The organism is Leisingera methylohalidivorans DSM 14336 (assembly GCF_000511355.1).
GTDB lineage: Bacteria > Pseudomonadota > Alphaproteobacteria > Rhodobacterales > Rhodobacteraceae > Leisingera > Leisingera methylohalidivorans.
Genome location: NC_023135.1, coordinates 1761027 through 1784434 on the forward strand (window position 1 = coordinate 1761027; position 23408 = coordinate 1784434).

18 protein-coding genes are annotated in these 23408 nt (G+C 64.8%); 8 read left to right on the top strand and 10 right to left on the bottom strand.

Features of this window, described 5'->3' with window-relative positions; all coding sequences use genetic code 11:
* Positions 1-132: 132 nt before the first annotated feature.
* Together METH_RS08750 and METH_RS08755 are read left to right on the top strand one after the other, a co-directional pair.
* A complete protein-coding gene (locus METH_RS08750) occupies positions 133-1707 on the top strand; it encodes a Hint domain-containing protein (RefSeq protein WP_024090082.1) in 1575 nt (524 codons plus the stop codon).
* Positions 1708-1805: 98 nt separating this feature from the next.
* Complete coding sequence (locus METH_RS08755) at positions 1806-2153, top strand: hypothetical protein (protein ID WP_024090083.1); 348 nt, start codon at positions 1806-1808, stop codon at positions 2151-2153.
* A 226-nt stretch (positions 2154-2379) separates the two neighbouring features.
* Here METH_RS08755 and uvrA read toward each other — a convergent pair whose 3' ends face one another.
* The 7 genes from uvrA to METH_RS25150 form a co-directional block, all read right to left on the bottom strand.
* Positions 2380-5238, bottom strand: coding sequence for an excinuclease ABC subunit UvrA (gene uvrA, locus METH_RS08760; protein WP_024090084.1), 2859 nt, complete (start codon positions 5236-5238; stop codon positions 2380-2382).
* A gap of 280 nt (positions 5239-5518) precedes the next feature.
* Positions 5519-6688, bottom strand: coding sequence for an MFS transporter (locus tag METH_RS08765; RefSeq protein ID WP_024090085.1), 1170 nt, complete (start codon positions 6686-6688; stop codon positions 5519-5521).
* A gap of 133 nt (positions 6689-6821) precedes the next feature.
* Entirely contained in the window at positions 6822-8216 is a 1395-nt protein-coding gene (gene lpdA / locus METH_RS08770; RefSeq protein ID WP_024090086.1) for a dihydrolipoyl dehydrogenase, read from the bottom strand.
* A 287-nt stretch (positions 8217-8503) separates the two neighbouring features.
* Positions 8504-9082 (bottom strand): DUF924 family protein, encoded by a 579-nt coding sequence (locus METH_RS08780; RefSeq protein WP_024090088.1) that lies wholly within the window; start codon positions 9080-9082, stop codon positions 8504-8506.
* Between the two features lie 138 nt (positions 9083-9220).
* Complete coding sequence (locus METH_RS08785) at positions 9221-10495, bottom strand: MFS transporter (protein WP_024090089.1); 1275 nt, start codon at positions 10493-10495, stop codon at positions 9221-9223.
* Positions 10496-10661: 166 nt separating this feature from the next.
* Complete coding sequence (gene queA, locus METH_RS08790) at positions 10662-11747, bottom strand: tRNA preQ1(34) S-adenosylmethionine ribosyltransferase-isomerase QueA (protein ID WP_024090090.1); 1086 nt, start codon at positions 11745-11747, stop codon at positions 10662-10664.
* Between the two features lie 61 nt (positions 11748-11808).
* A complete protein-coding gene (locus METH_RS25150; RefSeq protein ID WP_044008370.1) occupies positions 11809-15324 on the bottom strand; it encodes a YhdP family protein in 3516 nt (1171 codons plus the stop codon).
* 50 nt (positions 15325-15374) lie between these two features.
* Here METH_RS25150 and METH_RS08800 point away from each other — a divergent pair, with 50 nt between their 5' ends.
* From METH_RS08800 to METH_RS08825, 6 genes are all read left to right on the top strand, one after another.
* Entirely contained in the window at positions 15375-15836 is a 462-nt protein-coding gene (locus METH_RS08800) for a peroxiredoxin (protein ID WP_024090092.1), read from the top strand.
* A 238-nt stretch (positions 15837-16074) separates the two neighbouring features.
* Positions 16075-16917 (top strand): ferritin-like domain-containing protein, encoded by an 843-nt coding sequence (locus tag METH_RS08805; RefSeq protein WP_024090093.1) that lies wholly within the window; start codon positions 16075-16077, stop codon positions 16915-16917.
* Between the two features lie 96 nt (positions 16918-17013).
* A complete protein-coding gene (locus METH_RS08810) occupies positions 17014-17523 on the top strand; it encodes a ribosome modulation factor (protein WP_024090094.1) in 510 nt (169 codons plus the stop codon).
* A gap of 218 nt (positions 17524-17741) precedes the next feature.
* On the top strand, positions 17742-19091 hold the full coding sequence (locus METH_RS08815) for a M23 family metallopeptidase (protein WP_024090095.1): 1350 nt from the start codon (positions 17742-17744) through the stop codon (positions 19089-19091).
* Positions 19081-19623, top strand: coding sequence for a bactofilin family protein (locus METH_RS08820; protein ID WP_024090096.1), 543 nt, complete (start codon positions 19081-19083; stop codon positions 19621-19623). The genes METH_RS08815 and METH_RS08820 overlap by 11 nt, the downstream gene beginning before the upstream one ends.
* A gap of 214 nt (positions 19624-19837) precedes the next feature.
* On the top strand, positions 19838-21082 hold the full coding sequence (locus METH_RS08825) for a calcium-binding protein (RefSeq protein WP_024090097.1): 1245 nt from the start codon (positions 19838-19840) through the stop codon (positions 21080-21082).
* Positions 21083-21132: 50 nt separating this feature from the next.
* Here METH_RS08825 and METH_RS08830 read toward each other — a convergent pair whose 3' ends face one another.
* The 3 genes from METH_RS08830 to METH_RS08840 all read right to left on the bottom strand — a co-directional run bounded on the left by METH_RS08830 (position 21133) and on the right by METH_RS08840 (position 23314).
* The gene (locus METH_RS08830; protein ID WP_044008371.1) at positions 21133-22095 is read right to left on the bottom strand and encodes a DUF3179 domain-containing protein; all 963 of its coding nucleotides are present in this window, start codon (positions 22093-22095) and stop codon (positions 21133-21135) included.
* Positions 22096-22266: 171 nt separating this feature from the next.
* Positions 22267-22815, bottom strand: a complete 549-nt coding sequence (locus METH_RS08835) for a peptidylprolyl isomerase (protein ID WP_024090099.1) — start codon at positions 22813-22815, stop codon at positions 22267-22269.
* Positions 22808-23314 (bottom strand): peptidylprolyl isomerase, encoded by a 507-nt coding sequence (locus METH_RS08840; protein ID WP_024090100.1) that lies wholly within the window; start codon positions 23312-23314, stop codon positions 22808-22810. The genes METH_RS08835 and METH_RS08840 overlap by 8 nt, the downstream gene beginning before the upstream one ends.
* Between the last annotated feature and the right edge of the window lie 94 nt (positions 23315-23408).

A 23408-nucleotide genomic window follows, 5' to 3' on the forward strand; every position in this document is an offset into this window, starting at 1 on the left:
TCCCGTCACTCCCCCTTAAAATTTGATTAAAATTCAGGATTTCTGCACCAGCTTGCCACAGTTCCGTCTCAGTTCCCCAGCATTCCGTTAAGGGATTGTTAATCTTTACACACTGGGGGCGCGCTGTACGACATGGCCACGGCAACGGAACTGAACATCAACTCCTCCGCGACCGCCACCCAGATGGCGGAGGAAATCTTTGGCGACGGCGTCACCGTGACCAGCGCCAGCTACAGCGGCGACGCTCTGTCCTCCGGCATCTATTCCGGCGCCGGTACCAGCACCCCCGGCGTGGCGCCCGCGGACTCCGGCGTGATCCTGTCAACCGGCTATGCGCGCGACTTTACCAACAGCAGCGGCACCGCCGACACGAACGTCCGCAGCAACACCAGCACCAATACCACCGGCGTCAACAATGACGCCGATTTCAACGCCTTGGCCGGGGCCGCCACCCGCGACGCCTCATTCCTGGAAATCGATTTCACCCCGGACGGCGATCTGCTGACCATCGACTTTGTGCTGTCCTCCGAGGAATACCCCGAGTTCGCCACCTCGCAATACAATGACGTGGTCGGTGTCTGGGTGAACGGGGCCGAGGCCCAGGTCTCCATCGGCGACGGCACTGCCTCGATCGGCAATATCAACGATGGCACCGAAAACATCTATGTCGACAACACCGGTGATCAGTACAACACCGAAATGGACGGGTTCACCATCACCCTGACCTTTGCCGCCCCGGTGAATGCAGGGGAGATCAACACCCTAAAGATCGGCGTCGCCGATACTTTGGACAGCAGCTATGATACCAACCTGCTGATTGCCGGCGGGTCGGTGCAGACAGCCGTGGTCGCGCAGGATGACCAGGAAGACATCGCCATCAACAAGACCCGTGTGGTGGATGTTCTGGACAATGACAGCACCGCCACCGGCGGCACGCTGACGATCACCCATATCAACGAACAGGCGGTTTCAGCCGGCGGCACCGTCACCCTGGCCACCGGCCAGCAGATCACCCTCAATGCCGATGGAACACTGACCGTGGCCACGGACGGCGACCTGGAAACCGTTTATTTCAATTACACGGCGGACACTGGCCTGGGCCATTCGGACACCGGACTGGTCGAGATCAATCAGACCGTGCCCTGTTTCCTGCGCGGCACCCTGATCCGGGTGCCCGGCGGCGAGATCCCGGTTGAGGAACTGCGCCCCGGCATGGAGGTTCTGACCTACGACAACGGGCCTCAGACCCTGCAATGGACCGGCAGCCGTAAGGTTGCATGCACGCCGCAAACCGCTCCGATCCGTTTTGCCAGGGGCAGCTGCGGCAACACCCGCGACCTCTATGTGTCCCCGCAGCACCGGATGCTGGTCCGCGGCCAGAAGGCTGAGCTGCTGTTCGGCGCGGACGAGGTTCTGATCAAGGCCAAGGACCTGGTGAACGACAGCACCATCCGCCCCGCGCTGGACATCCGGGAAGCGCAGTATGTCCACCTGCTGTTCGGCCGCCACCAGATTCTCTGGGCCGACGGCGCCCTCAGCGAAAGCTACCAGCCCGGCCCGCAAACAGCCGCAGATTTTGATTCCGGAACGCTGGCGGAAATCCGCGATTTGTTTCCGGAACTCTGCACCGACACCGGGCGCGGATACGGAAATGCCGTGCGGCTGGCCCTGCGCAGCCATGAAGCGCGGGTTCTTGCCGCCGCCTGAGCGGCCGCAGGCGGGCCGCCGCCGCCGGGTTTATATCACTCTTGGATTTTGCGTCCGTCCCGTTATGTCGAAGGCGACCAGGAAAGGACCCGCCGTAAATGGTACGCCGTTATATTGTTTCTATCGTTGTTCTCGCCGCCGCCTGCGCAGTGGCAATTCCGCTTGCAGCCGGCAATGGCCAGGACAAGCCGGAACAGGCACTCCTGCACTGCCCGGCGGGTCTGGCCAAGACCTCCTCGCGTTGCGTGCCGCCGGGCCATGCCAAGAAGTTCTACCGCCGCGGCGACCATATTCTGGATGAATATATCTGGATCGGGGATCCCGGCGAATGGGCCCCGGACCCCTACGGCAGCTATGTCCGGGCCGGCGGCTATGTCTACCAGGTGAACCGCGAGACCCAGAAGGTGCTGCGCCTGATCGGCGCGGTGGCAAAACTGGCAGACTGACCGGTTGCGCCGTCTGCTGACGGCAGCCCGAAGCGGCCGTCGCAGCCCGGACCGCCCGAACAGGGCGGCACCGGCGTCTCCGCGGTTTCTTTCTGGCCGGAAATACTCCGGTGTCAATCGGCCGAAAGCCAAAAGGGGGCAGCGCCCGTCTCCCTCCCAACCGGCGGAGCAGCGCCCCTCGTCCCTCAATCCGGCCCTCTATCCGGCGGCGCAGCGCCCCTGCCGCTTATTCCGCCGCCACTTTCCGTGTCTGCAGCATGTCCTTCAGATAGCGCCCGGTGTGGCTGCGCGGCTCATCCGCCACGGCTTCGGGCGTGCCCGCGGCAACAATCTCGCCGCCGCCGTCACCGCCTTCGGGGCCGATGTCGATAATCCAGTCGGACGTCTTGACCACATCCAGATTGTGTTCGATCACCACCACCGAGTTGCCCTGCTCGACCAGCTCATGCAGCACTTCCAGCAGCTTCTTCACATCTTCGAAATGCAGCCCCGTGGTCGGCTCGTCCAGAATATACAGCGTCCGCCCGGTCGAGCGTTTCGCCAGCTCCTTCGACAGTTTCACCCGCTGCGCTTCGCCGCCCGACAGGGTTGTCGCCTGCTGGCCGACCTTGATATAGCCCAGCCCGACCCGCATCAGCGCATCCATCTTGTCGCGGATCGACGGCACCGCCTGGAAGAACTCCTGCGCATCCTCCACCGTCATATCCAGCACATCGGCAATGCTCTTGCCCTTGAACTTGATCTCCAGCGTCTCGCGGTTATAGCGCGCGCCCTTGCAGGTCTCGCAGGTCACATAGACGTCGGGCAGGAAATGCATCTCGATCTTGATGACGCCATCGCCCTGGCAGGCCTCGCAGCGGCCGCCCTTGACGTTGAACGAGAACCGCCCCGGCTTGTACCCCCGCGTCTTGGCCTCCGGCAGACCGGCGAACCAGTCGCGGATCGGGGTGAAGGCGCCGGTATAGGTCGCCGGGTTCGACCGCGGCGTGCGCCCGATCGGGCGCTGGTCGATGTCGATCACCTTGTCCAGATGCTCCAGCCCCTTGATGCTTTCGCAGGGTGCCGGGGTCTGCCGCGCGCCGTTCAGCCGCATCGAGGCGGTCTTGAACAGCGTCTCGATGGTCAGCGTCGACTTGCCGCCGCCGGACACGCCTGTCACGCAGACAAACTTGCCCAGCGGGAACTCCGCCGTCACTTCTTTCAGGTTGTTGCCGGTGGCCTTCACCACCTTGATCTTCTTCTTGTTGCCCTTGCGCCGCTTGGCCGGCACCGCAATCTCGCGGGTGCCTGACAAATACTGCCCGGTGATCGAGCCGGCATCGGCGGCAATCGCCTGCGGCGTGCCGTGGCTGACCACCTCGCCGCCATGCACCCCGGCACCGGGGCCGATGTCGAACACGTAATCCGCCTGCCGGATCATGTCCTCGTCATGCTCCACCACGATCACCGTATTGCCCTGATCGCGCAGGTTCTTCAGGGTGCCGATCAGCCGGTCGTTGTCGCGCTGATGCAAGCCGATGGACGGCTCATCCAGCACATACAGAACCCCGGTCAGGCCCGAGCCGATCTGCGACGCCAGCCGGATCCGCTGGCTTTCGCCGCCGGACAGGGTTCCGGAATTGCGGCTCAGCGTCAGATACTCCAGCCCGACGTTGTTCAGAAATCCAAGACGTTCGCGGATCTCCTTGACGATGGCCCGCGCGATCTCTTGTTTTTGCGGGCTCAGATGGTTCGGCACATCCTCGATCCAGGTCAGCGCCTCGCGGATCGACAGCTGCACCACCTGCCCCACATGCACACCCGCGATCTTCACCGCCAGCGCTTCGTCACGCAGCCGGTAGCCCTCGCAGTGGTGGCAATGGCGGTTGTTCTGATAGCGCTCGAATTCCTCGCGGATCCAGTTCGAATCCGTCTCGCGGTAACGCCGCTCCATATTCGGGATCACGCCCTCAAAGGTGCGCTCCACCTGATATACCCGCCCGCCCTCATCATAGCGGAACATGATCTCTTCCTCGCCGGAGCCATAAAGGAACACCTGCTGCACCTTCTCCGGCAGATCCTTCCAGACCGTGTTCTTATCGAACTGGTAATGCTTGGCGATGGCCTCGATGGTCTGCAGGAAATAGGGGGATTTGCCCTTGCGCCAGGGCGCCAGCGCCCCGTCATAAACTTTCAAGGACTGATCCGGCACCACCAGACGTTCATCAAAGAACAGCTCCACCCCCAGGCCATCGCATTCCGGACAGGCCCCGAACGGCGCGTTGAAGGAAAACAGCCGCGGCTCGATCTCGGGAATGGTGAAACCGCTGACCGGACAGGCAAAGTTTTCGGAAAAGGTGATCCGCTCCGGATCGCCTTCCCGCGGCGCGGTTTCCAGAATGGCGATGCCATCGGCCAGATCCAGCGCCGTGCGCAGGGAATCCGCCAGCCGGGTCTCCATGCCCTCGCGCACCACCAGCCGGTCAACAACAACGTCGATGTCATGGCGGAACTTCTTGTCCAGCACGGGCGGCTCGTCGAGCTCATAAAACGCCCCGTCCACCTTCACCCGCTGAAAGCCCTGCTTGCGCAGTTCCAGGAATTCTTTCTTGTACTCGCCCTTGCGGTCGCGGACGATCGGCGCCAGCAGATAGCCGCGGGTGCCCGCCTCCATCTCCATGATCCGGTCGACCATGTCCTGCACCTGCTGCGCCTCGATCGGCTTGCCGGTGGCCGGAGAATAGGGCGTGCCTGCCCGGGCGAACAGCAGCCGCATATAGTCATAGATCTCGGTCACCGTGCCAACGGTCGAGCGCGGGTTCTTCGAGGTGGTTTTCTGCTCAATCGAGATTGCCGGGGACAGACCGCTGATATGGTCCACATCCGGCTTTTCCATCATGTCCAGGAACTGCCGCGCATAGGCGCTGAGCGATTCCACATAGCGGCGCTGGCCTTCGGCATAGATGGTGTCAAACGCCAGGCTGGACTTGCCCGAGCCCGAAAGTCCGGTGATCACCACCAGTTCATCGCGCGGAATATCCACGTCGATGCTCTTCAGATTATGCTCGCGCGCGCCGCGCACTTCGATGGATTTCAGCTCAGCCATAATGCCCCCGTACCCGCGCCTGCCAATCCAGCGGCAAACGCCAGCCCTACAGATAGGGAATGCACCGGGAAACGCCAAGCCCCTAAAGAGAACATAGCGCGAACAGGTTGAACTTTGCTGACAGCAGCTGGCAGCAGGCGGCGCCGGACCCGGATCTAACCGGAAACCCCGCGTTGCCCGGTCCGGATTCCACAATGAATCCGGCGCGCCGCTTGCGGCGCCATGCCCAACGGGAGGCGGTCCCCGCAACGGGGACCGGTGACGGGCGGGAGAGGCTCCCTTACGCCATGGCGCGCCGCCGCGCTGACAGCAGGCCATGCACCCCGGCACCGCTCAGGAACAGCACCAGCAGCACAGCCATCATGCCGCCGAAGCCGCCGCCGGCCAGGGCCAGCACCATCAGCGGGGTGCCGATTGTGTTGCCCAGATTGCCCATCTGCGCAATCGCGCCGCTGGATTGCGCCCGCGCGGCGGCACTTTCGTTCAGCTGCGGCACCGCGGCAAAGGATCCGCCCTGCACCAGCCCCATGCCCCCCGCCATGGCGATGCAGGCGGCCGGCGCGCCGGGCATGGCCCACAGCCACAGGGCGGCGGCGGCGCAGGCCAGGAACCCCAGCTGCGCCAGCCGCACCGCCGGCAGCAGCCGCAGCAGATACACCCCCAGAGTCATCGACACTGCAATGCTGGCCAGCGGCATTGCTCCCAGCACAAAGGCGCGCATGTCCTCGGCGATATAAGGCGGGATCACCGTCAGCACCGCCACAAAACAGCAGGTGTAAAACAGCCAGCCCGCGGCCGGCGCCGAAATCCACGGCGAGCGGTAGACCGGCAGATGCAGCCCCGGCAATTCCCGCAGCCGCGGCAGCGGCGCGCGTTGCGGCACCGGCACATCGCGCAAGGCAAAGCCCAGCAGCAGCGCCAGCCCCGCCATTACCGCCGCATGGGCGCCAAACAGCGCCTGCAACCCCCAGGCACGGGCCAGCGGCAGACCGATCCAGGCCAGCAGGGTAAAGGCCACGGCAAAGAAGGTGCTCCACAGGGTCATGGCCAGCCCCCGCCTCCGGTCCGAACTCAGCTGCGCAATCAGCACCGGTCCGGCCACCACGATGCCCAGATGCGACAGCCCCTCGGCCACCCGGGACGCCAGAAACAGGCCGAACGGCAGATGCAGCGCCTGCAGGACAGACACCGCCGCCCCCGTCCACAGCGCCCAGACCAGCGTGCGGCGGTAGCCGAAAGCGGCCACATAAAGCCCCGCAACCGCCCCCAGCAAAATACCCAGCGTCCCGACCAGCGACACCGAAAAGCTGAGCGCAGTGCCCGCCTGCGGATACAGCTCGCCCATCCGGCCGAAGATCACCGAGATCTTGCCGTATTGCGCAGCCGCCCCCAGCCCCGCGCCCCAGACCGCCAGGATCAGCCCCCAGCGGGTGCTTCCGGATGCCGTCATGGCAGCTGCCCCTGTTGTTTCCCTTGTTCCGTATCTGGTTACCCCGGACCACGCCCGCAGACCAGAGCCCGGCCGCCAAAGAAAAAGGCGGCCCGTCACAGGCCGCCTGTCAAACTTCCGCTGCGCGGGCAGCTTACATATGGATCACCCGGTCATAGGCATCCAGCACCGATTCATGCATCATTTCCGACAGCGTCGGATGCGGGAATACGGTGTTCATCAGGTCTTCCTCGGTGGTTTCCAGCTGACGGCCCACCACATAGCCCTGGATCAGCTCGGTCACCTCGGCACCGACCATATGGGCGCCCAGCAGCTCGCCGGTTTTGGCGTCAAAGATGGTTTTCACCATGCCCTCGGCCTCTCCCAGCGCAATCGCCTTGCCATTGCCGATGAAGGGGAACCGGCCGACCTTGATATCGTAGCCCAGTTCCTTGGCCTTGGCCTCGGTATAGCCGACGCTTGCGACTTGCGGCTGGCAGTAGGTGCAGCCGGCAATGCTCTCGGGTTTGACCGGATGCGCGTGTTTGCCCGCGATCAGCTCGGCCACCATCACGCCTTCATGCGACGCCTTATGCGCCAGCCAGGGCGCGCCGGCGATATCGCCGATCGCATAAAGCCCATCAACCCCTGTGCGGCAGAATTCATCCGTCACCACATGGGTGCGGTCGACCTTGACGCCCAGCTCTTCCAGGCCCAGACCCTCGACATTGCCGACAATGCCCACGGCCGAGATCACGGTGTCGAACTCCTGCTTCTCCACCTTGCCGCCGACCTCGATATGGGCGGTGACCTTGCCCTTGCCGCGGTCCAGCTGTTTGACCATGGCTTTCTCCATGATCTTCATGCCCTGTTTGACAAAGGCCTTCTTGGCAAAGGCCGAGATCTCCGCGTCTTCCACCGGCAGCACCCGGTCCATCACCTCGACCACTGTGGTGTCGGCGCCCAGCGTGTTGTAAAAGCTGGCAAATTCGATGCCGATCGCACCAGATCCGATGACCAGCAGCTTTTTCGGCATCCGCACCGGCTGCAGTGCGTGTTTGTAGGTCCAGACCAGATCTCCATCCGCCTCCAGCCCCGGCAGTTCGCGCGCCCGCGCGCCGGTGGCCAGCACGATGTGCTTGCCTGCCAGCTCCTGCGTGCCCTTGTCGGTTTTCACCGACACCTTGCCCTTGGCCGGGATCGACGCCTCGCCCATCACTACGGCAATCTTGTTCTTCTTCATCAGGTGGCCGATGCCCGAGGACAGTTGCTTGGCCACCCCGCGCGAGCGTTTCACCACCGCGTCGAGGTCATAGCCGATGTTCTCGGCCTTCAGGCCGAAATCCTTGGCCCGCTCCATCAGATGGAACACCTCGGAGGAGCGCAGCAGCGCCTTGGTCGGGATACAGCCCCAGTTCAGGCAGATGCCACCCATGTGTTCGCGTTCGACAATACAGGTCTTCAGCCCCAGCTGTGCTGCACGGATGGCGGCAACATAGCCTCCCGGTCCGGCGCCGATTACGATCACGTCATAGGTTTCTGCGGCCATGGTTGTTCCTCGCCAAACTGGATCAAAAACTAGTTTACCATTAAACTAATTATTTCCGCACTGCAATCATCCTTTGCTGCGGCGAAGCGGCATTGCAAAAAACAGCGCAGCGCCGCCTGATCAGGCTATGCCGCAGGCACAGATCCCGCCAGTGTATTTTTTCATTTTCCGGGAAAACGCTGCGGCCGGCGCCCGCCCGGCAGAAGCCGGCGCAGTACAATGGAAAACGCCGCCCCCCTTTCAGGGCGCGGCGCTGCCAATCTGATCGGTTCAGGTCTGACGGGGGCTCAGCCTGCAGCCTGCACCCGCCGCACGGTTTCGCGGTAGCCGCCCGCCATCACGTAATCCAGCTCCGGCGCGGTGCTGGCGCGGCGCAGCGCCTCGTTGCGGTAGGGGAAGCGGCCGAACTGGCGGATCACCTCGCGGTGGGCGCGGGCGTGCAGCAGGTTGCTGGTGCCGGTCCTGGGCATCCGCTCCAGCATCAGCCGGATGCAGCGCTCCTGGTCGCAAAGGTTCTCGGAATGCATCAGCGGCAGATAGAAGAACTGGCGTGCCGGCTCGTCGATCTTCTTGTCCCAATTCTTGTTGATCGCCACCTTGGCCGCCGACAGCGCCGCCCGGTCGCTGGCGAATGCCTTGCCTTCGCCGCGGAACATATTGCGGGGAAACTGGTCCATCAGGAGGATATAGGCCAGGGTGCCGCTGGGGTAGGTCAGCCAGAGCGAAAACCTGCCTTCGCAGGCCGCCTCCCAGGTCTTTTGAAACTTCGTGCGGATCTCCTGATCCAGCGCGTCATCCTGCAGATACCATCCTTTTTCCCCAACCTTGTCGAGCCAGAACGCAAGTATCTCTTCGGGACCAGTCATCGGTCGTAACTCCAAGTTTTTCCTGACCCTAACTTCAGGCCATTTTACATACCCTTTACAAGTAACCTTGGGTCACAAATTGCGACAGGCAAGCCCTCTGTGTGAAATAATCCTCACAATTCCGGCTGGTTAGCGCAATCAATTCTCCTCGGCGGCGGTTTCCTGCTCTTCCAGCTCGGTCTCGATGGCATATTCCTGGGCAAACTCGACCGCCACAGGCGTCGAGCTCGGGTACATCGGCGCAAAGCTCCCGGTCTCGTCAACCGGCGTCGCGGCGCGCTGCGTCATGCGGTAGGCCGCATAGGCCGCCATCAGGAACATCAGCGCCGCAATCAGCACGAAAAAGCCTGCCGGGCCGAACACCGCGTCGCTCATCAGCCAGCCGGTGATCATCGGGCCGGCAATGGCGCCCAGCCCGTTGATGAACACCAGCCCGCCTGATGCCGCAGCCATGTCCTCATGCTCGAGGTAGTCGTTGGTATAGGCGATCAGCAGAGAATAAAGCGGGTTGGACAGCCCGCCGATGATAAAGGCGGCAACCAGCAGCATCTTGAAGTCCGTGCCATAGATAAAGCCCACGACAGCGCCGCAGCCGCCCGCGGCAGCCACCACCAGGATCAGCAGCCGCCGGTCCATCCGGTCCGAAATCCAGCCCAGCGGATACTGCAGGATGGTGGCGCCGATATAGAAGGTTGCGATGAACAGCGACAGGTTGCCCAGGCTCAGGCCCGCGGCTGCGCCGTAGACCGCGCTCATCCCGAACTGGGCGGAAAACACGCCGCCCAGAATGAACATGCCGACACAGCCCAACGGCGAAATCCGCATGATCTCGCGCAGGGTCATGGGCTTGGTGGTATCGAACGCCGGGGTCGGCGAGATCGACAACAGAATCGGTGCAAAGGAGATCGAAACCAGGATCGAGGCAATGATGAATGCCTCGTAACCGGCTGGATCGCCGACCTGAATCAGCCCCTGCGCGGCAATGATGCCGACCATCTGCACGATCATGTACAGCGACAGCGCCTTGCCGCGGTTGGAGTTGTCGGCGGAATTGTTCAGCCAGCTTTCCGCGGTCACATACACCCCGGAAAAGCAGAAGCCGATGATCACGCGGCCCAGGCCCCAGGCAACGGTGCTGGGCAGCACCGGATACAGGATCATCACGGCCGATATGAACGACGCCAGCGCCGCGAACACCCGCACATGGCCGACCCGGCGGATCATCTCCGGCGCCAGCCGCGAGCCGCCCAGGAAGCCGACGAAATAGGCCGCCATCACGATCGACATCTCGAAGGTGGAAAACCCTTCCAGCTCGCCGCGCACACCCAGCATGGTGCCCTGCAGCCCGTTGCCGACCATCAGCAGCATCATACCCAAGAGCAGCGCCCATGCGCTCGACAGCACCTGCAGCATTTCATGCCTCCTTTGAAAGCAAAGCAGCCCTCCACAAGGGACGGGCTGCCATCACATTTGAATGTTATGTCCGGGCGATCAAGGCTCGCTTGGCCGGTATCGCTGATTCTGATTTCAATTTCATGACCCGGATTGCACGATCCGGGGCCATGGCTGCGGCGCTTGTCTACGACTTCTTGCCGCTTTTCTGAAGTGTATCCGCCTTCGCCGGGATCAAAAGCGACGCGTCGCCATAAGAAAAGAACCGGTAGCGGTTCCCGACGGCGTGGTCATAGATCCGCCGGATCTCCTCCTGCCCCATCAGCGCCGACACCAGCATCAAAAGGGTCGATTTCGGCAGGTGGAAATTGGTCATCAGCGCATCCGCCACCTGAAATCCGAACCCCGGATAGATGAAGATGTCGGTATCGCCTTCCCAGGGGTGGATCTGCCCGTCCTTGGCCGCACTTTCGATCAGCCGCAGCGCGGTGGTGCCGACCGGGATCACCCGCCCGCCAGCGGCCTTGGTGGCAGCAATCTCCGCCGCCGCCTGTTCGCTCACCCTGCCCCATTCGGCGTGCATCCGGTGGGTGGTCACATCCTCGACCTTGACCGGCAGGAAGGTGCCAGCGCCCACATGCAGGGTGACATAAGATATCTCCACCCCGCGCGCCTTCAGCGCCGCCAGCAGCGGCGCATCGAAATGCAGCGACGCGGTCGGGGCCGCCACCGCCCCGCTGTTGCGGGCCCAGACGGTCTGGTAATCGGTTTTGTCCTGCTCATCCGCCGCGCGTTTCGCCGCAATATAGGGCGGCAGCGGCATCGCGCCGGCCTCGGCCAGCGCCGCATCGAACCCGGTGCCGCTCAGATTGAAACGCAGATGCCCCTGGCCTTCGGAAACCGCCTCCAGCGTGGCGCTCAGATCAGCGGAGAACACAATCTCTTCCCCCGGCTTGATCTTCTTCAGCGGTTTCAGCAAAGCAGCCCAGGTGCCATCGGCGCGCGGCTCCAGCAGCGTCGCCTCGATCCTGGCCGCCACAGCCCCTTGCGCGCTGTCCCGGTGGCGCAGCCCGCTCAGCCGCGCCGGAATCACCTTGGTGTCGTTCAGCACCAGCCGGTCGCCGGGGTTCAGCCAGCGCACCAGATCCGTCACCTGCCCGTCATGCAAATCCCCGCCGGCAGCCACCAGCAGCCGCGCGGCGCTGCGCGGGCTGGCAGGCCGGGTGGCAATCAGATCGTCGGGCAGGTCGAAGTCGAAATCACTCAGTTTCATGTCGCGCGCTATAGGCTGTGCTGCAGGGGAAATCTACGGTGTTTTTCGCCGTTTGTCAGGGTCACTTGTCGGCGCCCCGCGGTGTCTGGTTCTGCCTGCGCTCTTCTTGCGCGGCGTCTTCTTCAGCCGTGAAGGCGCGCTGCTGGCCTGGCACCTTCGGCGCCGGCCCGCGGAAAATCTCGCGCAGGAACCCCGGCGCCAGCCCCGCCAGCGGGTTGACCGAGACCGCGGGGTCATCGGCCGTGCCGCGCAGGGTGAAGGTAAAACCGATCAGCCCCTCGCCGTCGCGCGGCGACAGCACCCGCCCGATCGCGTTAAGCAGATACACCGGAGATATCACCCCGCGCATGTTCAGGCGGCTGCTGTTCAGATCATAATTGCCGTCCAGCGACAGCCCCATCGACGGGCCCACCGCACTGCTTTGATGCAGGATCAGATGCGTGCCGCCCAGCCGGAACCGCCCTTGCATGCTGGTGAACAGGATGCCCTGGCCGGTCATCTCATCCAGCAGCCCGATCAGGCTGATCGCATTCAGGATCGCCGCCATCGACGGCGCGTTCTGCACCCGGATATTGCGCACAGTGACCTTGCCGTCATATTCGCCCGGCTTGTCCGCCGGGATCAGCGTCATGTCAAAACTGCCGCCGCGGCCATGCTCGAACATGCCGGCCGAGCGGAACACACCGCCCGCGTCATTGGCCCGGATCCGGGCCGCCGTGCCGCCGTTCTGCGGCACCACGGTGCCCGCCACCGGGGTCTGGCCGTTCAGCCGGGCGGTGAATTCGCCGTTGATGCCGCCCTGTGTTGAAAACCGGCCCTGGAAATTCTGCAGCCCGATACCGTCTGTCACCTGCAGGTTCTGCAGCCGCAGGGCTATCGGGCCCGAACCGCCGCTGCCGCCGCTGCTGCCGCCGCTGGCTGAACCTGCCGAGAACGGCGAGCGGTTCAGATCCAGCCGGCCGCCGGTCACCTCGATCGCGGGCGGAGCTGCGCCGCGTCCCCGGAACGTCACAGACCCGCGGAACCAGTCTCCCGCCCGGGCTGAGGAGAACACCGCCTGATCCAGCCCGCCGCCCTTGCGCGTGGACACCTGGCCGGCAGCGGCCAGCCCCGGCGCCTGCAACTGCAGCTGCTCCACCGTGGCGGTCTCGCCCAGCCGCGCCGTCACCGACAGTTCGCCCTTTGCCGCCTCGCCCTTGCGCCAGCTGATCTCCGGGATCCGCAGGCCAAGCCCGGCCAGATCCGACCGCAGCTCCAGCCGCGGCGGCGCCCCCGGGGACAGATCCACCGAATACCATCCCTGGCCGCTGCCAAAGACCGCCCCGCGCGGCAGGCCGAGATTGAACGCCTCCACCGCCTGCGCCGACAGTTCGATGGTGCCCTCCACCCGGCTGTCCGGCGGCGCGTCCTTGCCGATCCGCTGCTGCCAGGCGAGCGTCAGCGGCACCCCCGACAGGCTGCCCTTGCCGCTGATCCGGACCTGGCCCTGATCGCCGGTCACCTCCAGCTCTGCTGCAGCCGCCACATGGCCGGGGACCAGCTTGCGGCTTTCCACCGCGCGGATCCTGCCCTGGTAGTGATACAGGATCTCGTCCACCGGCACCCGCTTTTGCAGCGGCAGCGCCAGCGTGCCCGTCGCCTCCACCTGCCCCTCGGCCAGATCCACCGGCAGGCTGGCCTTGTCCATCACCCGCAGCGGTTCCCGGTTCAGCAGCGACAGCGCCGCCGTGGCCGAGCCGCGTGCCATGATCCGGGCAATGCCGGGGGTGCCGTCCTTGGCCGACACATCCGGAATGATGAAGGAGGTTCCGGCAACCTCCACCGCGCCGCCCTGCTCTGCCGTCACCGTGCCGCCAGAGGCCGTCACCACAAAGCGCTCCCCGTACAAGCTGAGCTGCCCCGCGGCCCTGCGCACCGGCGGCATGAACTTCTGAAACACCACCTCGGCGCCGTCAAAGGCCAGGTCGAGGCTGACAAAGGGCTTGCCGCTGCCGCGCCCGCGCATGTGGAACCCGGCATTGCGCAGCATTCCGTCCCGCAGGTTTTCCCGCACCCAAAGACGCGGCTTCGGCGCCAGCGGCTCCGGCCACAGCTCCTTGACCCGCTGAACGGAAACCTGATCGACGCTGCCGTTCAGATCATAGTCCCAGCCCTCGGGGCCAACGCCGATATCCCCGTCGAAATGAATGCGGCTGTCCCCGTCGCGCACCAGCATCTCGCCCAGCCGCAGCCGGAACGGGTTGAGGGTCAGATCAAAATCCGCATCAACGCCGGGAAATTTGACAGGCGCTTCAAACAGGCGGCGCGGGTTCAGCTCCAGATCGGAAAACCGCAGCTGCCCCACCAGACCGGTCAGCTGCCCGTTCTGCACCCCGGCCAGCCGCGCCTGCCCCTGCATCACCCCGGAACCCCAGCCGCTCTGCACGCTGAGTTCCGAGAACTTCAGCAGCTGCTGCGCCGGGTAATAGGTGAAATAGCTGCGCGCGCCGGTGATCGGCACCGGCCGGGTCTGGGCGGCCGGCTGGATCGCGCCTTCGCCGATGCGCAGGCTGGCCTGCACCGGAGCAATCCCGCCATCGCTGAACACCTCGCCGCGCAGCGACCCCGAAATCGGCGCCCGCAGCACCCCCAGCCAGCCAAGCGCCGGGCTTTGCAAGGCGATATCCTCGCTGGCGATGTCCGACACCAGAACCCCGAACTCCGCGCCCGGGCTGCCGATCTCCGAGGTGTAATTCGCCTCCACCGTGCCGACATCGCCGCGCCCGCTCAGGACCGAGAACACCGCCGACAGGGACACCGTGCTGCCGGCGCGCTTCAATCCGATCCGGCCGCCGTCCAACGTCCAGCCGCGGCCCAGCCGGTCATCGGTGTAGGACAGTGTCAGGGCGCTGGTCTCGATGCCGGAAAGCGCGGCCAGCACCGGCTTTTGCAACTGGCTGTCCCATTGCTCGATCAGCTCCGGCAGAGTGCCCGCCTGCCGAGACGGCGGCCCGCCGCTGGCAAAACTGATCGCAAAAGAGCCGTCCTTGTTGCGCCGCAGGGCCGCGAACAACCCGCTGAGTGAAATCCGCTTGGGCTGCAGCTTGCCGCGCAGCAGCGGCCGCATCGCCAGGCTGGCCTGGGCATCGGCCAGCTGCGCAAACAGGCTGCCATCCGGGTGCCGCAGCACCACATCCTTCAGGCTCACCCGCGGCCGCAACCCCTCGTTCACCACCACATGAATGGCGCCGAATTCAATCTGCAGCCCGTTCAGATGCTGCTCGATCCGGGTTTCCACCCGGCTCCGCACCCACTCCGGCGCATCCAGCCGGGTGCCGATCCCGAAATAGACCGCACCGGCGGCCAGAAAGCTCAGCAGCGCCAGCATCCGGATGCAACCGCGCAGCAGCCGCCAGCGGCGGCGCACAGGCCGCGCCGCCGCCTGACCCGGTTCCGCGCCCGGTTCCGCGCCTGGCGCCGGCCCGCGCGCAGGCAGCACTTCAGCAGCCGCTCCGGGCCCGGGCACCGGCACCGCCTTGGCGGCAGCGCTGTTATTGTCGCCGGCAGGTTTGATCTCAGCTTTCCCTTTGCTGCTCATGGGTTATGTTTGCCGCGCAGTGATTTGCGCAAATGACCGGAGACAGGCCAATGCTCGACGTATCAGATCCCGCCCCTTCCTTTACCCTGCCCCGCGGCGGCGGCGGTGAGGTCACTTTGTCCAGCCTCCAGGGCGCGCCCGTGGTGTTGTTTTTCTATCCCCGCGATAATACCCCCGGCTGCACCAAAGAATCCATCGGCTTTTCCGAGGCATTGCAGGCCTTTGCCGATGCAGGCGCTCACGTTTTCGGGATTTCCAAGGACAGCCTGAAGAAGCATGAGAATTTCACCGCCAAACATGGCCTGACCACGCCGCTCCTGTCCGATGCCGGCAGCACTGTCTGCGAGGACTACGGCGTCTGGAAGGAGAAGAACATGTACGGCAAGACGCATTGGGGCATTGAACGCTCCACCTTTCTGATCGGCGCCGATGGCCGCATTGCCCGCATCTGGCGCAAGGTCAAGGTCGATGGTCACGCCGGCGAGGTGCTGGCCGCCGTCCGGGCGCTCTGATCCGGCCCTCCCGCCCGCTCCGGCAGCTCGTTTGCAACAGCTGCCGTCCCGGTTGGGCCCGGCGCCGCCCCGGCGGGGCGGCGCGCAGCGCGCGGTCCGCGCGCTGCCGTGCCCAACGCCGCCAGGGGGATCAGCCCGCTGATCCGCCGCGGGGACGGGAGCGCGCCTGCATTGCGCTCTGGACTCCCGCGGCCAAATCAGGTGAACCCGGCAGTACCCGCCGAGTGAGGAGACCCGCATGACCGATCAGCCCCTGTCGCTTGCCGAACGCGCCGCCGAGGTTCTGACCACCGCGGACGGGCGGGAAAAGACCGCTTTGTCGCGCCGCCATGCAGCCGCATGGGCCGCCTGGCGCGCCGGCACCGCGCCGGAAATCCCTGTCGGCACCGCATCGCCGCCCCTGCACCCGGCCCGCCCGGACCGGCCGGCGCTGCTGCATCCGCGCGATGTGCCCAAACGCAAACCCGGCTCCGAAGCCGGGCGGATTGCCCTGCTGCATGCCGTCGCCCATATCGAACTCAATGCCGTGGACCTGCACTGGGACCTCATCGCGCGGTTTTCACATGTGCCGATGCCGATGGGGTTCTTTGACGACTGGGTCCGGGCCGCGGATGAAGAATCCAAACATTTCAACTTGATGTGCGACTGCCTTGAATCCCTTGGCAGCCACTACGGCGCCCTGCCTGCCCATGCCGGCATGTGGCGCGCTGCCGAAGACACAGCAGGCGACCTGATGGGCCGCCTGGCCGTGGTCCCGATGGTGCTGGAGGCGCGCGGACTGGATGTCACCCCCGGCATGATCGGGGTGTTCCGCAAGGCCGGCATCACCCAGGCCGTGGAGGCTCTGGAGGTGATCTATGCCGAGGAAGTCAGCCATGTCGCATATGGGTCCAAATGGTTCAACTTCCTGTGCGGCCGGGACAATCTGGACCCCAAGGAGGTGTTCCACGCACTGGTGCGCAAGTATTTCCATGGCCATCTCAAACCGCCGTTCAACGAGGAAAAACGCGCCGATGCCGGCCTGCCGCCGGATTTCTACTGGCCGCTCGCCGATCAGGTGAAACCGCTGCCGGGCTGGTAAATCACGGCCCGCCCTTGACGGCCGGAGCGCAGGGCAGCCTTTACCTGAGCGCCGCAGGGGCCTAGACTGGAAAGTCCCGGAAACCCGGATGGACCCATGTTCGAAAACGACTTTCCACTGCTGAGCACCGCCAGCCTGGTTGCGCTGATCCTGCACAAGGCCGCCGCCGGTCCGGTCTCCCTCGACAGTTGCGATGCCGCCCTTGCCGCCCTGTTTCAGCAGGCCGATGAGAAACCGGGCCTGCCGCCGGAAGAGCTGCGCGGCCGGCTGGCCGGCCATCTGTCGGACCTGGAGACCGCCCGCATTCTTGAACCGGCGCAGAACGGCAGCTGGCAGCTGACCCGCCGCGGCAGGCAAGCGCTGCGGCAGCACCCCGAAGGCCTCGATCAGACCGACCTTGCCAGATATCCGGAATTTGCCGCCCACCTGCGCGACACCGCCCACCACGCCTGCGGCATGGACCCGCGGCAGGACCGGTTTGACGAGGGCTTTCAGGCCTGCATGAAAGGCCAGCCCTTCACCGCCAACCCCTATGCCTTTGATAACGCGGATCATCAGGCCTGGGAAAGCGGCTGGACCGAAGCGCAGGAGGACCGCCAGGGCTGACCGCCGGGCGCGGCCGTGCCGCGGCTCCCGGCCTGCTTCGGCCCGGCTCCGCTTCGGCAAATTTCCGCCTATCTTTCCCCCGGACCGGCGCGTTCGGGGCCCGATGGGTCAACAGGCTTGCCCAACCGGCCCGCCCTGTCTATTCACTTCGCCCAAGGTCCCCGAACGCCCCGCGGCGCCGGGGCGGGACCGGGACAGGGCTGGACAGGGAACGGACATTGCGCACACGGCTTGCGATCAGAATTCACAGTTTTCTTGAACGCCGCTTCCCCGAGCGGCGGGTGTTCCTGAAATCCGACAGTGACACCCGCTTCATCCGGCTGCGGTCCGAAACCCAGCTGGTTGCCGTGGCCGGCATCACCCTGTTTGTCGCCTGGACCATCGTTGCCACGGCCATCGTTCTGATGGACACCATCGGCGCCGGCAACTTCCGCGAACTGGCCAAGCGCGATCAGCAGACCTACCGCGATCAGCAGACCTACCGCGAGCGGCTCAACGCGATCTCTGCCGAACGCGACAACCGCGCCGAAGAGGCCCTGGCGGCGCAGGAACGCTTTAATGCCGCGCTGACACAGATTTCGATGATGCAGTCCGAACTGCTGGCCTCGGAAACCCGCCGCCGCGAGCTGGAAACCGGCATCGAAGTGATCCAGTCCACCCTGCGCGACACCATGCGCGAACGCGATACCGCCCGCAAATCGCTGGCCCAGCTCAAGGCAGACACCCGGGACGAAAACACGGCCCATGCGGCGATGGCCAGCGCCTCGGCGCAAATGGACATGCTGGCCGGGGTGCTGTCGGACACCGCAGAGGAACGCGACCGGATCATGGCCGATGCCCGCGACGCCATCGGCCAGCGCGACGAACTGGAACTGGAACTGCAGCTGATGGACGAGCGCAACAGCCAGATCTTCCGCCAGCTGGAAGAGGCCGTCACGGTCTCCGTCACCCCGCTCGACAAGATGTTCCGCAATGCCGGCATGCCGCCCGAGCGCATCCTGGAACAGGTGCGCCGCGGCTACAACGGCCAGGGCGGTCCGCTGTCCCCTTTGGCGATGTCGACGCGCGGTGAGGAACCCACAGCCGAGGCGCTGCGGGCCAACAGCATCCTGGCCAAACTGGATCAGCTGAACCTCTACCGCCTGGCCGCCCAGCAGGCGCCGTTTGCCACGCCGGTGAACCTGGGCCAGGTCCGGCAGTCCTCGGGCTTCGGCTACCGCCGCGATCCCAAGACCGGCGGCCGCCGCCTGCACAAGGGATCGGATTTCGCCGGCAGCACCGGCACCGATATCTTTGCCACCGCCGATGGCGTGGTCACCCATGCAGGCTGGCAATCCGGCTATGGCCGGCTGGTCACCATCCGCCATGCCTTTGGCATTGAAACGAAATATGCCCATAACTCGAAACTCCGCGTGAAGGTCGGCCAAAGGGTCTCGCGCGGGGATCACATTGCTGATATGGGTAACACCGGACGGTCCACCGGGACCCACCTCCATTACGAGGTCAGGGTCAACGGGCAACCAGTAAACCCCATGATCTACATCAAGGCTGCGAGAAATGTTTTCTAAGAGCAAAATCAACGAGCCCGGGCCGAAGCAGGCCGAAGCAACCCCGGCACCTTCTGCTGCGCCGGCGGCTCCGGTCAGCGACTACAAGGCCAGCGCGCCCAAGGCCAAGCCCGCCGCATCGCTGCTGAGCTCGGACCTGCACATCACCGGCAATGTGAAAACCACCGGCGACATCCAGGTCGAAGGCACCGTCGAAGGCGACATCCGCGCCCATCTTCTGACGGTTGGCGAAACCGCCACCATCAAGGGGGAAGTGACCGCCGATGACGTCGTCATCAACGGCCGCATCGTTGGCCGCGTGCGCGGTCTCAAGGTGCGCCTGACCGCCACCGCCCGCGTCGAAGGCGACATCATCCACAAGACCATCGCGATTGAGTCCGGCGCCCATTTCGAAGGCTCGGTGCAGCGCCAGGACGACCCGCTGAACCCGGGCGGCCGCAAATCCGCCCCTTCCGCCGCGTCCCCTGCTGCCGCTCCGTCCCCCTCCGCCGCCGTGCAGGCCGCAACCGCTGCGCATAAAGCCGAGGGCTGAGCCGCCTTCCCTGCCGGATCCGGCAGCAAGCTTCAAAAGCCGCGGGCCGACGCCTGCGGCTTTTTCCGTTTCCGGGAGCGCTGTTGCCATGCCTCTCTCCCGCTCAGGTGTCCTGTATTCCTTACCTTGCAGCCAAAAGTTGCTGACTGTAAGGAATGCTCAACCTTCCAGCTGCCAGACCAGCCCGCGGCTCAGAACTCAGGACACTTTTTAAATGGCAACAGTTATTCTCAATGATCCAAGCGGAACATGGTCGCTCAACGACCTGAACTCGCCGGATTTTGCCAACGCAAGCATCACAACGCAAACCTCGAACCTGATTGTCTTTACCGGCACAAACGGCGCTGGTTTCAGCTTGACCGGCGATTTTTCCGCCGCCTCGCCCTACGCCTGGACGCTACGGTCGCTCAGCATCACATCCAACGGCGCGCAGGTTCTTTCGTTCTCCGGTTTTTCGATGAACTTCTATACTTTCGCGTCAACCAGCGGCGCGCGTCTCGAAGAGTCGCTGCTTTCCGGCAGCGATACAATCACCTCCAACATGGCCGAGGGTCAGCGCTGGCTGACGCATGGCGGCAACGATACAATCAAACTCGGAACCGGCGACGACACGCTTTATGGCGGCAGCGGCACGGACCGGCTGATTATTGCGGACACCTTCGGCAATGCGTCGCTGTCTTCCGGCTACAGCACGGTCACCATCGACTCGGGCGATGGCCGCGACATCCTGTCGTCGATCGAACAGCTGGAGTTTTCCAACCGGACCTTTGCCCTGACTGGCGGCAGCTACAGCGGCAATTCCCTGACCGGAGACCGTTCCGCCGGGCTGTCCAGCGACCTGATTTTGGGCGGGGCCGGCAATGACACCCTGTCCGGACTGTCCGGCGGCGATCTGTTGCTGGGCGAAGATGACAGTGACCGCCTGCTGGGCGGGGCCGGCCGGGACACTCTCAACGGCGGCGATGGCGATGACTCCCTCCTGGGCGGCAGCGGGCGCGACCAGCTGATCGGCGGCAACGGCAATGACCTTTTGGATGGCGGCAGACACGGCGACAGGCTGCTGGGCGAAGGCGGCAATGACACGCTGCAGGGCGGCAGCGGCAAGGACATCCTTATCGGCAATTCGGGCAACGACCTGCTGGTCGGCGGCGGCGGCGGCGATACCCTGCGGGGCGAGTCCGGCCGCGACACGCTGCTGGGCCACAAGGGCGACGACCTGCTGACCGGCGGCAGCCAGGCGGATACCTTCCTCTTCCACAAGGGCCACGGCAACGACACCATCAGTGATTTCACCGCCGGAGAGGACCACATCGCGATCGGCCGCGGTGCCGACCGCCTGAGCCGGCTGGAGTTCGACAGCCAGGGCGATGACGTCCTGGTCTCCTTTGCCAATGTCACCATTCTGGTGGAAGACATTACCGTGGCGCAGCTGCAGGACGCGGACAACTTGCTGTTCTGACCAGCGCAATCGACGACCGGTTCAAGGCGCGCCCCGGTGGCGCGCCTATTTCACTTCAGCATCCACCGCCCGTCCGGCCAGAAGGCGTGAAAGGCAAAGGCGAACATCACGTCATGCGCCACATCGCGCCCGGCGCCGTCCCGGACCCGCACCGATCCGATGTCCCGGCCCTGGGCCAGCGCGCCCGCATCCAGCGCCGACGCCTGCCCGGCCCGCCAGCTCAGCACCGCACCCGCCTCGCGGATCTCTCCCGCCTCGGCCAGCCGCGCCAGCGGCCAGGCCCGGCTGCCGACCCGCACCACCCGGTCCAGCGGCGCCAGCCCGTGCGGCGGCGGGGTGCCATCATACAGGAACGGCCAGTCCGACGTGTCATACCCCCGGTAGGGGTTCTGCCCGTAGCGCCGGTTATAGGCCGGCTGCGCCATCACCAGCCCATCCGGGTTGCGCGCTTTGAACTCTTCCCAGCTTTCGACCCAGCTGGGCAGGCTGGCCAGCCGCTGGCCGCTCATCTCGCCGACAATGCCGGCGCCGACCGCCTGCTGCCACCAGCTTTGGGTTTCGCGGTCATACATCACCATGTCGGAATAGCGCAGCTTGCCGGTGACCCCGAAGCTCAGCACCCCGGCCCGGGTCCGGCGGTCGAATGTCATCGCGGAATTGCACAAGGGGCAGTAGGTCACCGCCACCGGCACCCCGGCCACCTCGTCGTTCACGATCTCATGCCAGGTCAGATAGCGCAGCGGATAGGCCCGCGCCCGGGCGCCGTCTATCTCCAGCGCGATCACCGGCTCCCGCGGCTGCAGCCGCCGGTCCTTGGCCGCCGCTGTGAACTGCGGCGCATCCAGCGCCGGAATGCCGTCCTTGGGCACCCCGCCGGAACGGATCTGGCCCCAATCCGCGATCTTTGTCCGGTTGAAATCGGTTTCCGGCCATTCCCGCTGCCACTGCGCGGGGTCCGCCTGCGCCATCCAGGGCAGCAACACAGCCGCGCTCAACAAAAAACGTCTCAGCATAACAAACTCCCCGCCGGGCCCCAGTATTCGCGTCTGGCCGGGACTGACCAGAGGCAGACACAGGCTTGTGACCTGATGTCAGGAACTTGGCACAGCGCAGGGCTGAAACGGCACAGGCCCGCCCCCGGATACCGGGAGCGGGCCTGCGGTTTTCCGGAAAACCGGCGATCCTTATTCGGTCACAGTCACCTTGGACATGGCGTCGGGCTTACCGGTCACCGACCCGTTCTGCCCTGTGCCGCGCTTGATCGCGTCAACCACATCCATGCCTTCGGTCACCTTGCCGACAACCGTGTACTGGCCGTTCAGGAAATGGCCCGCATCAAACATGATGAAGAACTGCGAATTGGCGCTGTTCGGGTTTTGCGAGCGGGCCATGCCCACCACGCCGCGGTCAAACGGCAGGTCCGAAAACTCGGCCGGCAGGTCCGGTCGGCTGGAACCGCCGCGCCCGGCCGCGCTCATGTCGCCGCCGGCCTTGCCGAACTCGACATCGCCGGTCTGCGCCATGAAGCCTTCGATCACCCGGTGAAACACCACGCCGTCATACTGGCCTTCGGCAGCCAGCGCGGTGATCTGTTCCACATGCTTGGGTGCCACGTCCTCGAACAGGTCGATCTTGATGGTGCCGTTGGCTTCGCCCTCGACCTGAACCTCAAGACCGGTGGCAAAGGCAGGCCCAGCCGCCAGCAGGGCCAGCGCTGTCAGCGCCTTACGCATCCGCAGCAACCTTGACCGAGATCATCCGGTCCGGGTTCGCAGGCGGCTCGCCCTTGGTGATCGCGTCCACATGCTCCATGCCCTCGATGACACGGCCGTAAACGGTGTACTGGCCGTTCAGGAAGTGGTTGTCCTTGAAGTTGATGAAGAACTGCGAGTTGGCAGAATCCGGGTTCGCGGACCGCGCCGCGCCCAGGGTGCCGCGGTCATGCGGCAGCTTGGAAAACTCGGCCGGCAGGTTCGGCAGGTCGGAGCCGCCGGTGCCCGCCATGCGGATGTTGAACCCGTCTTCCATATCGCCATTGGCCACGTCGCCGGTCTGCGCCATGAACCCGTCGATCACCCGGTGAAAGCAGACGTTGTCGTATTCGCCGGCCCGCGCCAGCTCTTTCATCCGCTCGGCATGCTTCGGCGCCACGTCGGGCAGCAGCTCAATCACAACATTGCCGTCCTTCAGTTCGATGATGACGGTGTTTTCGGGATCTTTAATCTCGGCCATGAGGCCCTCCTGTCGTCGAAATTTGCAACGATAATTAAGGGCAGCGCCCGGAAATGCCAAGGGAGCATTGACTGATGCGCAAAAACCCCCGAAA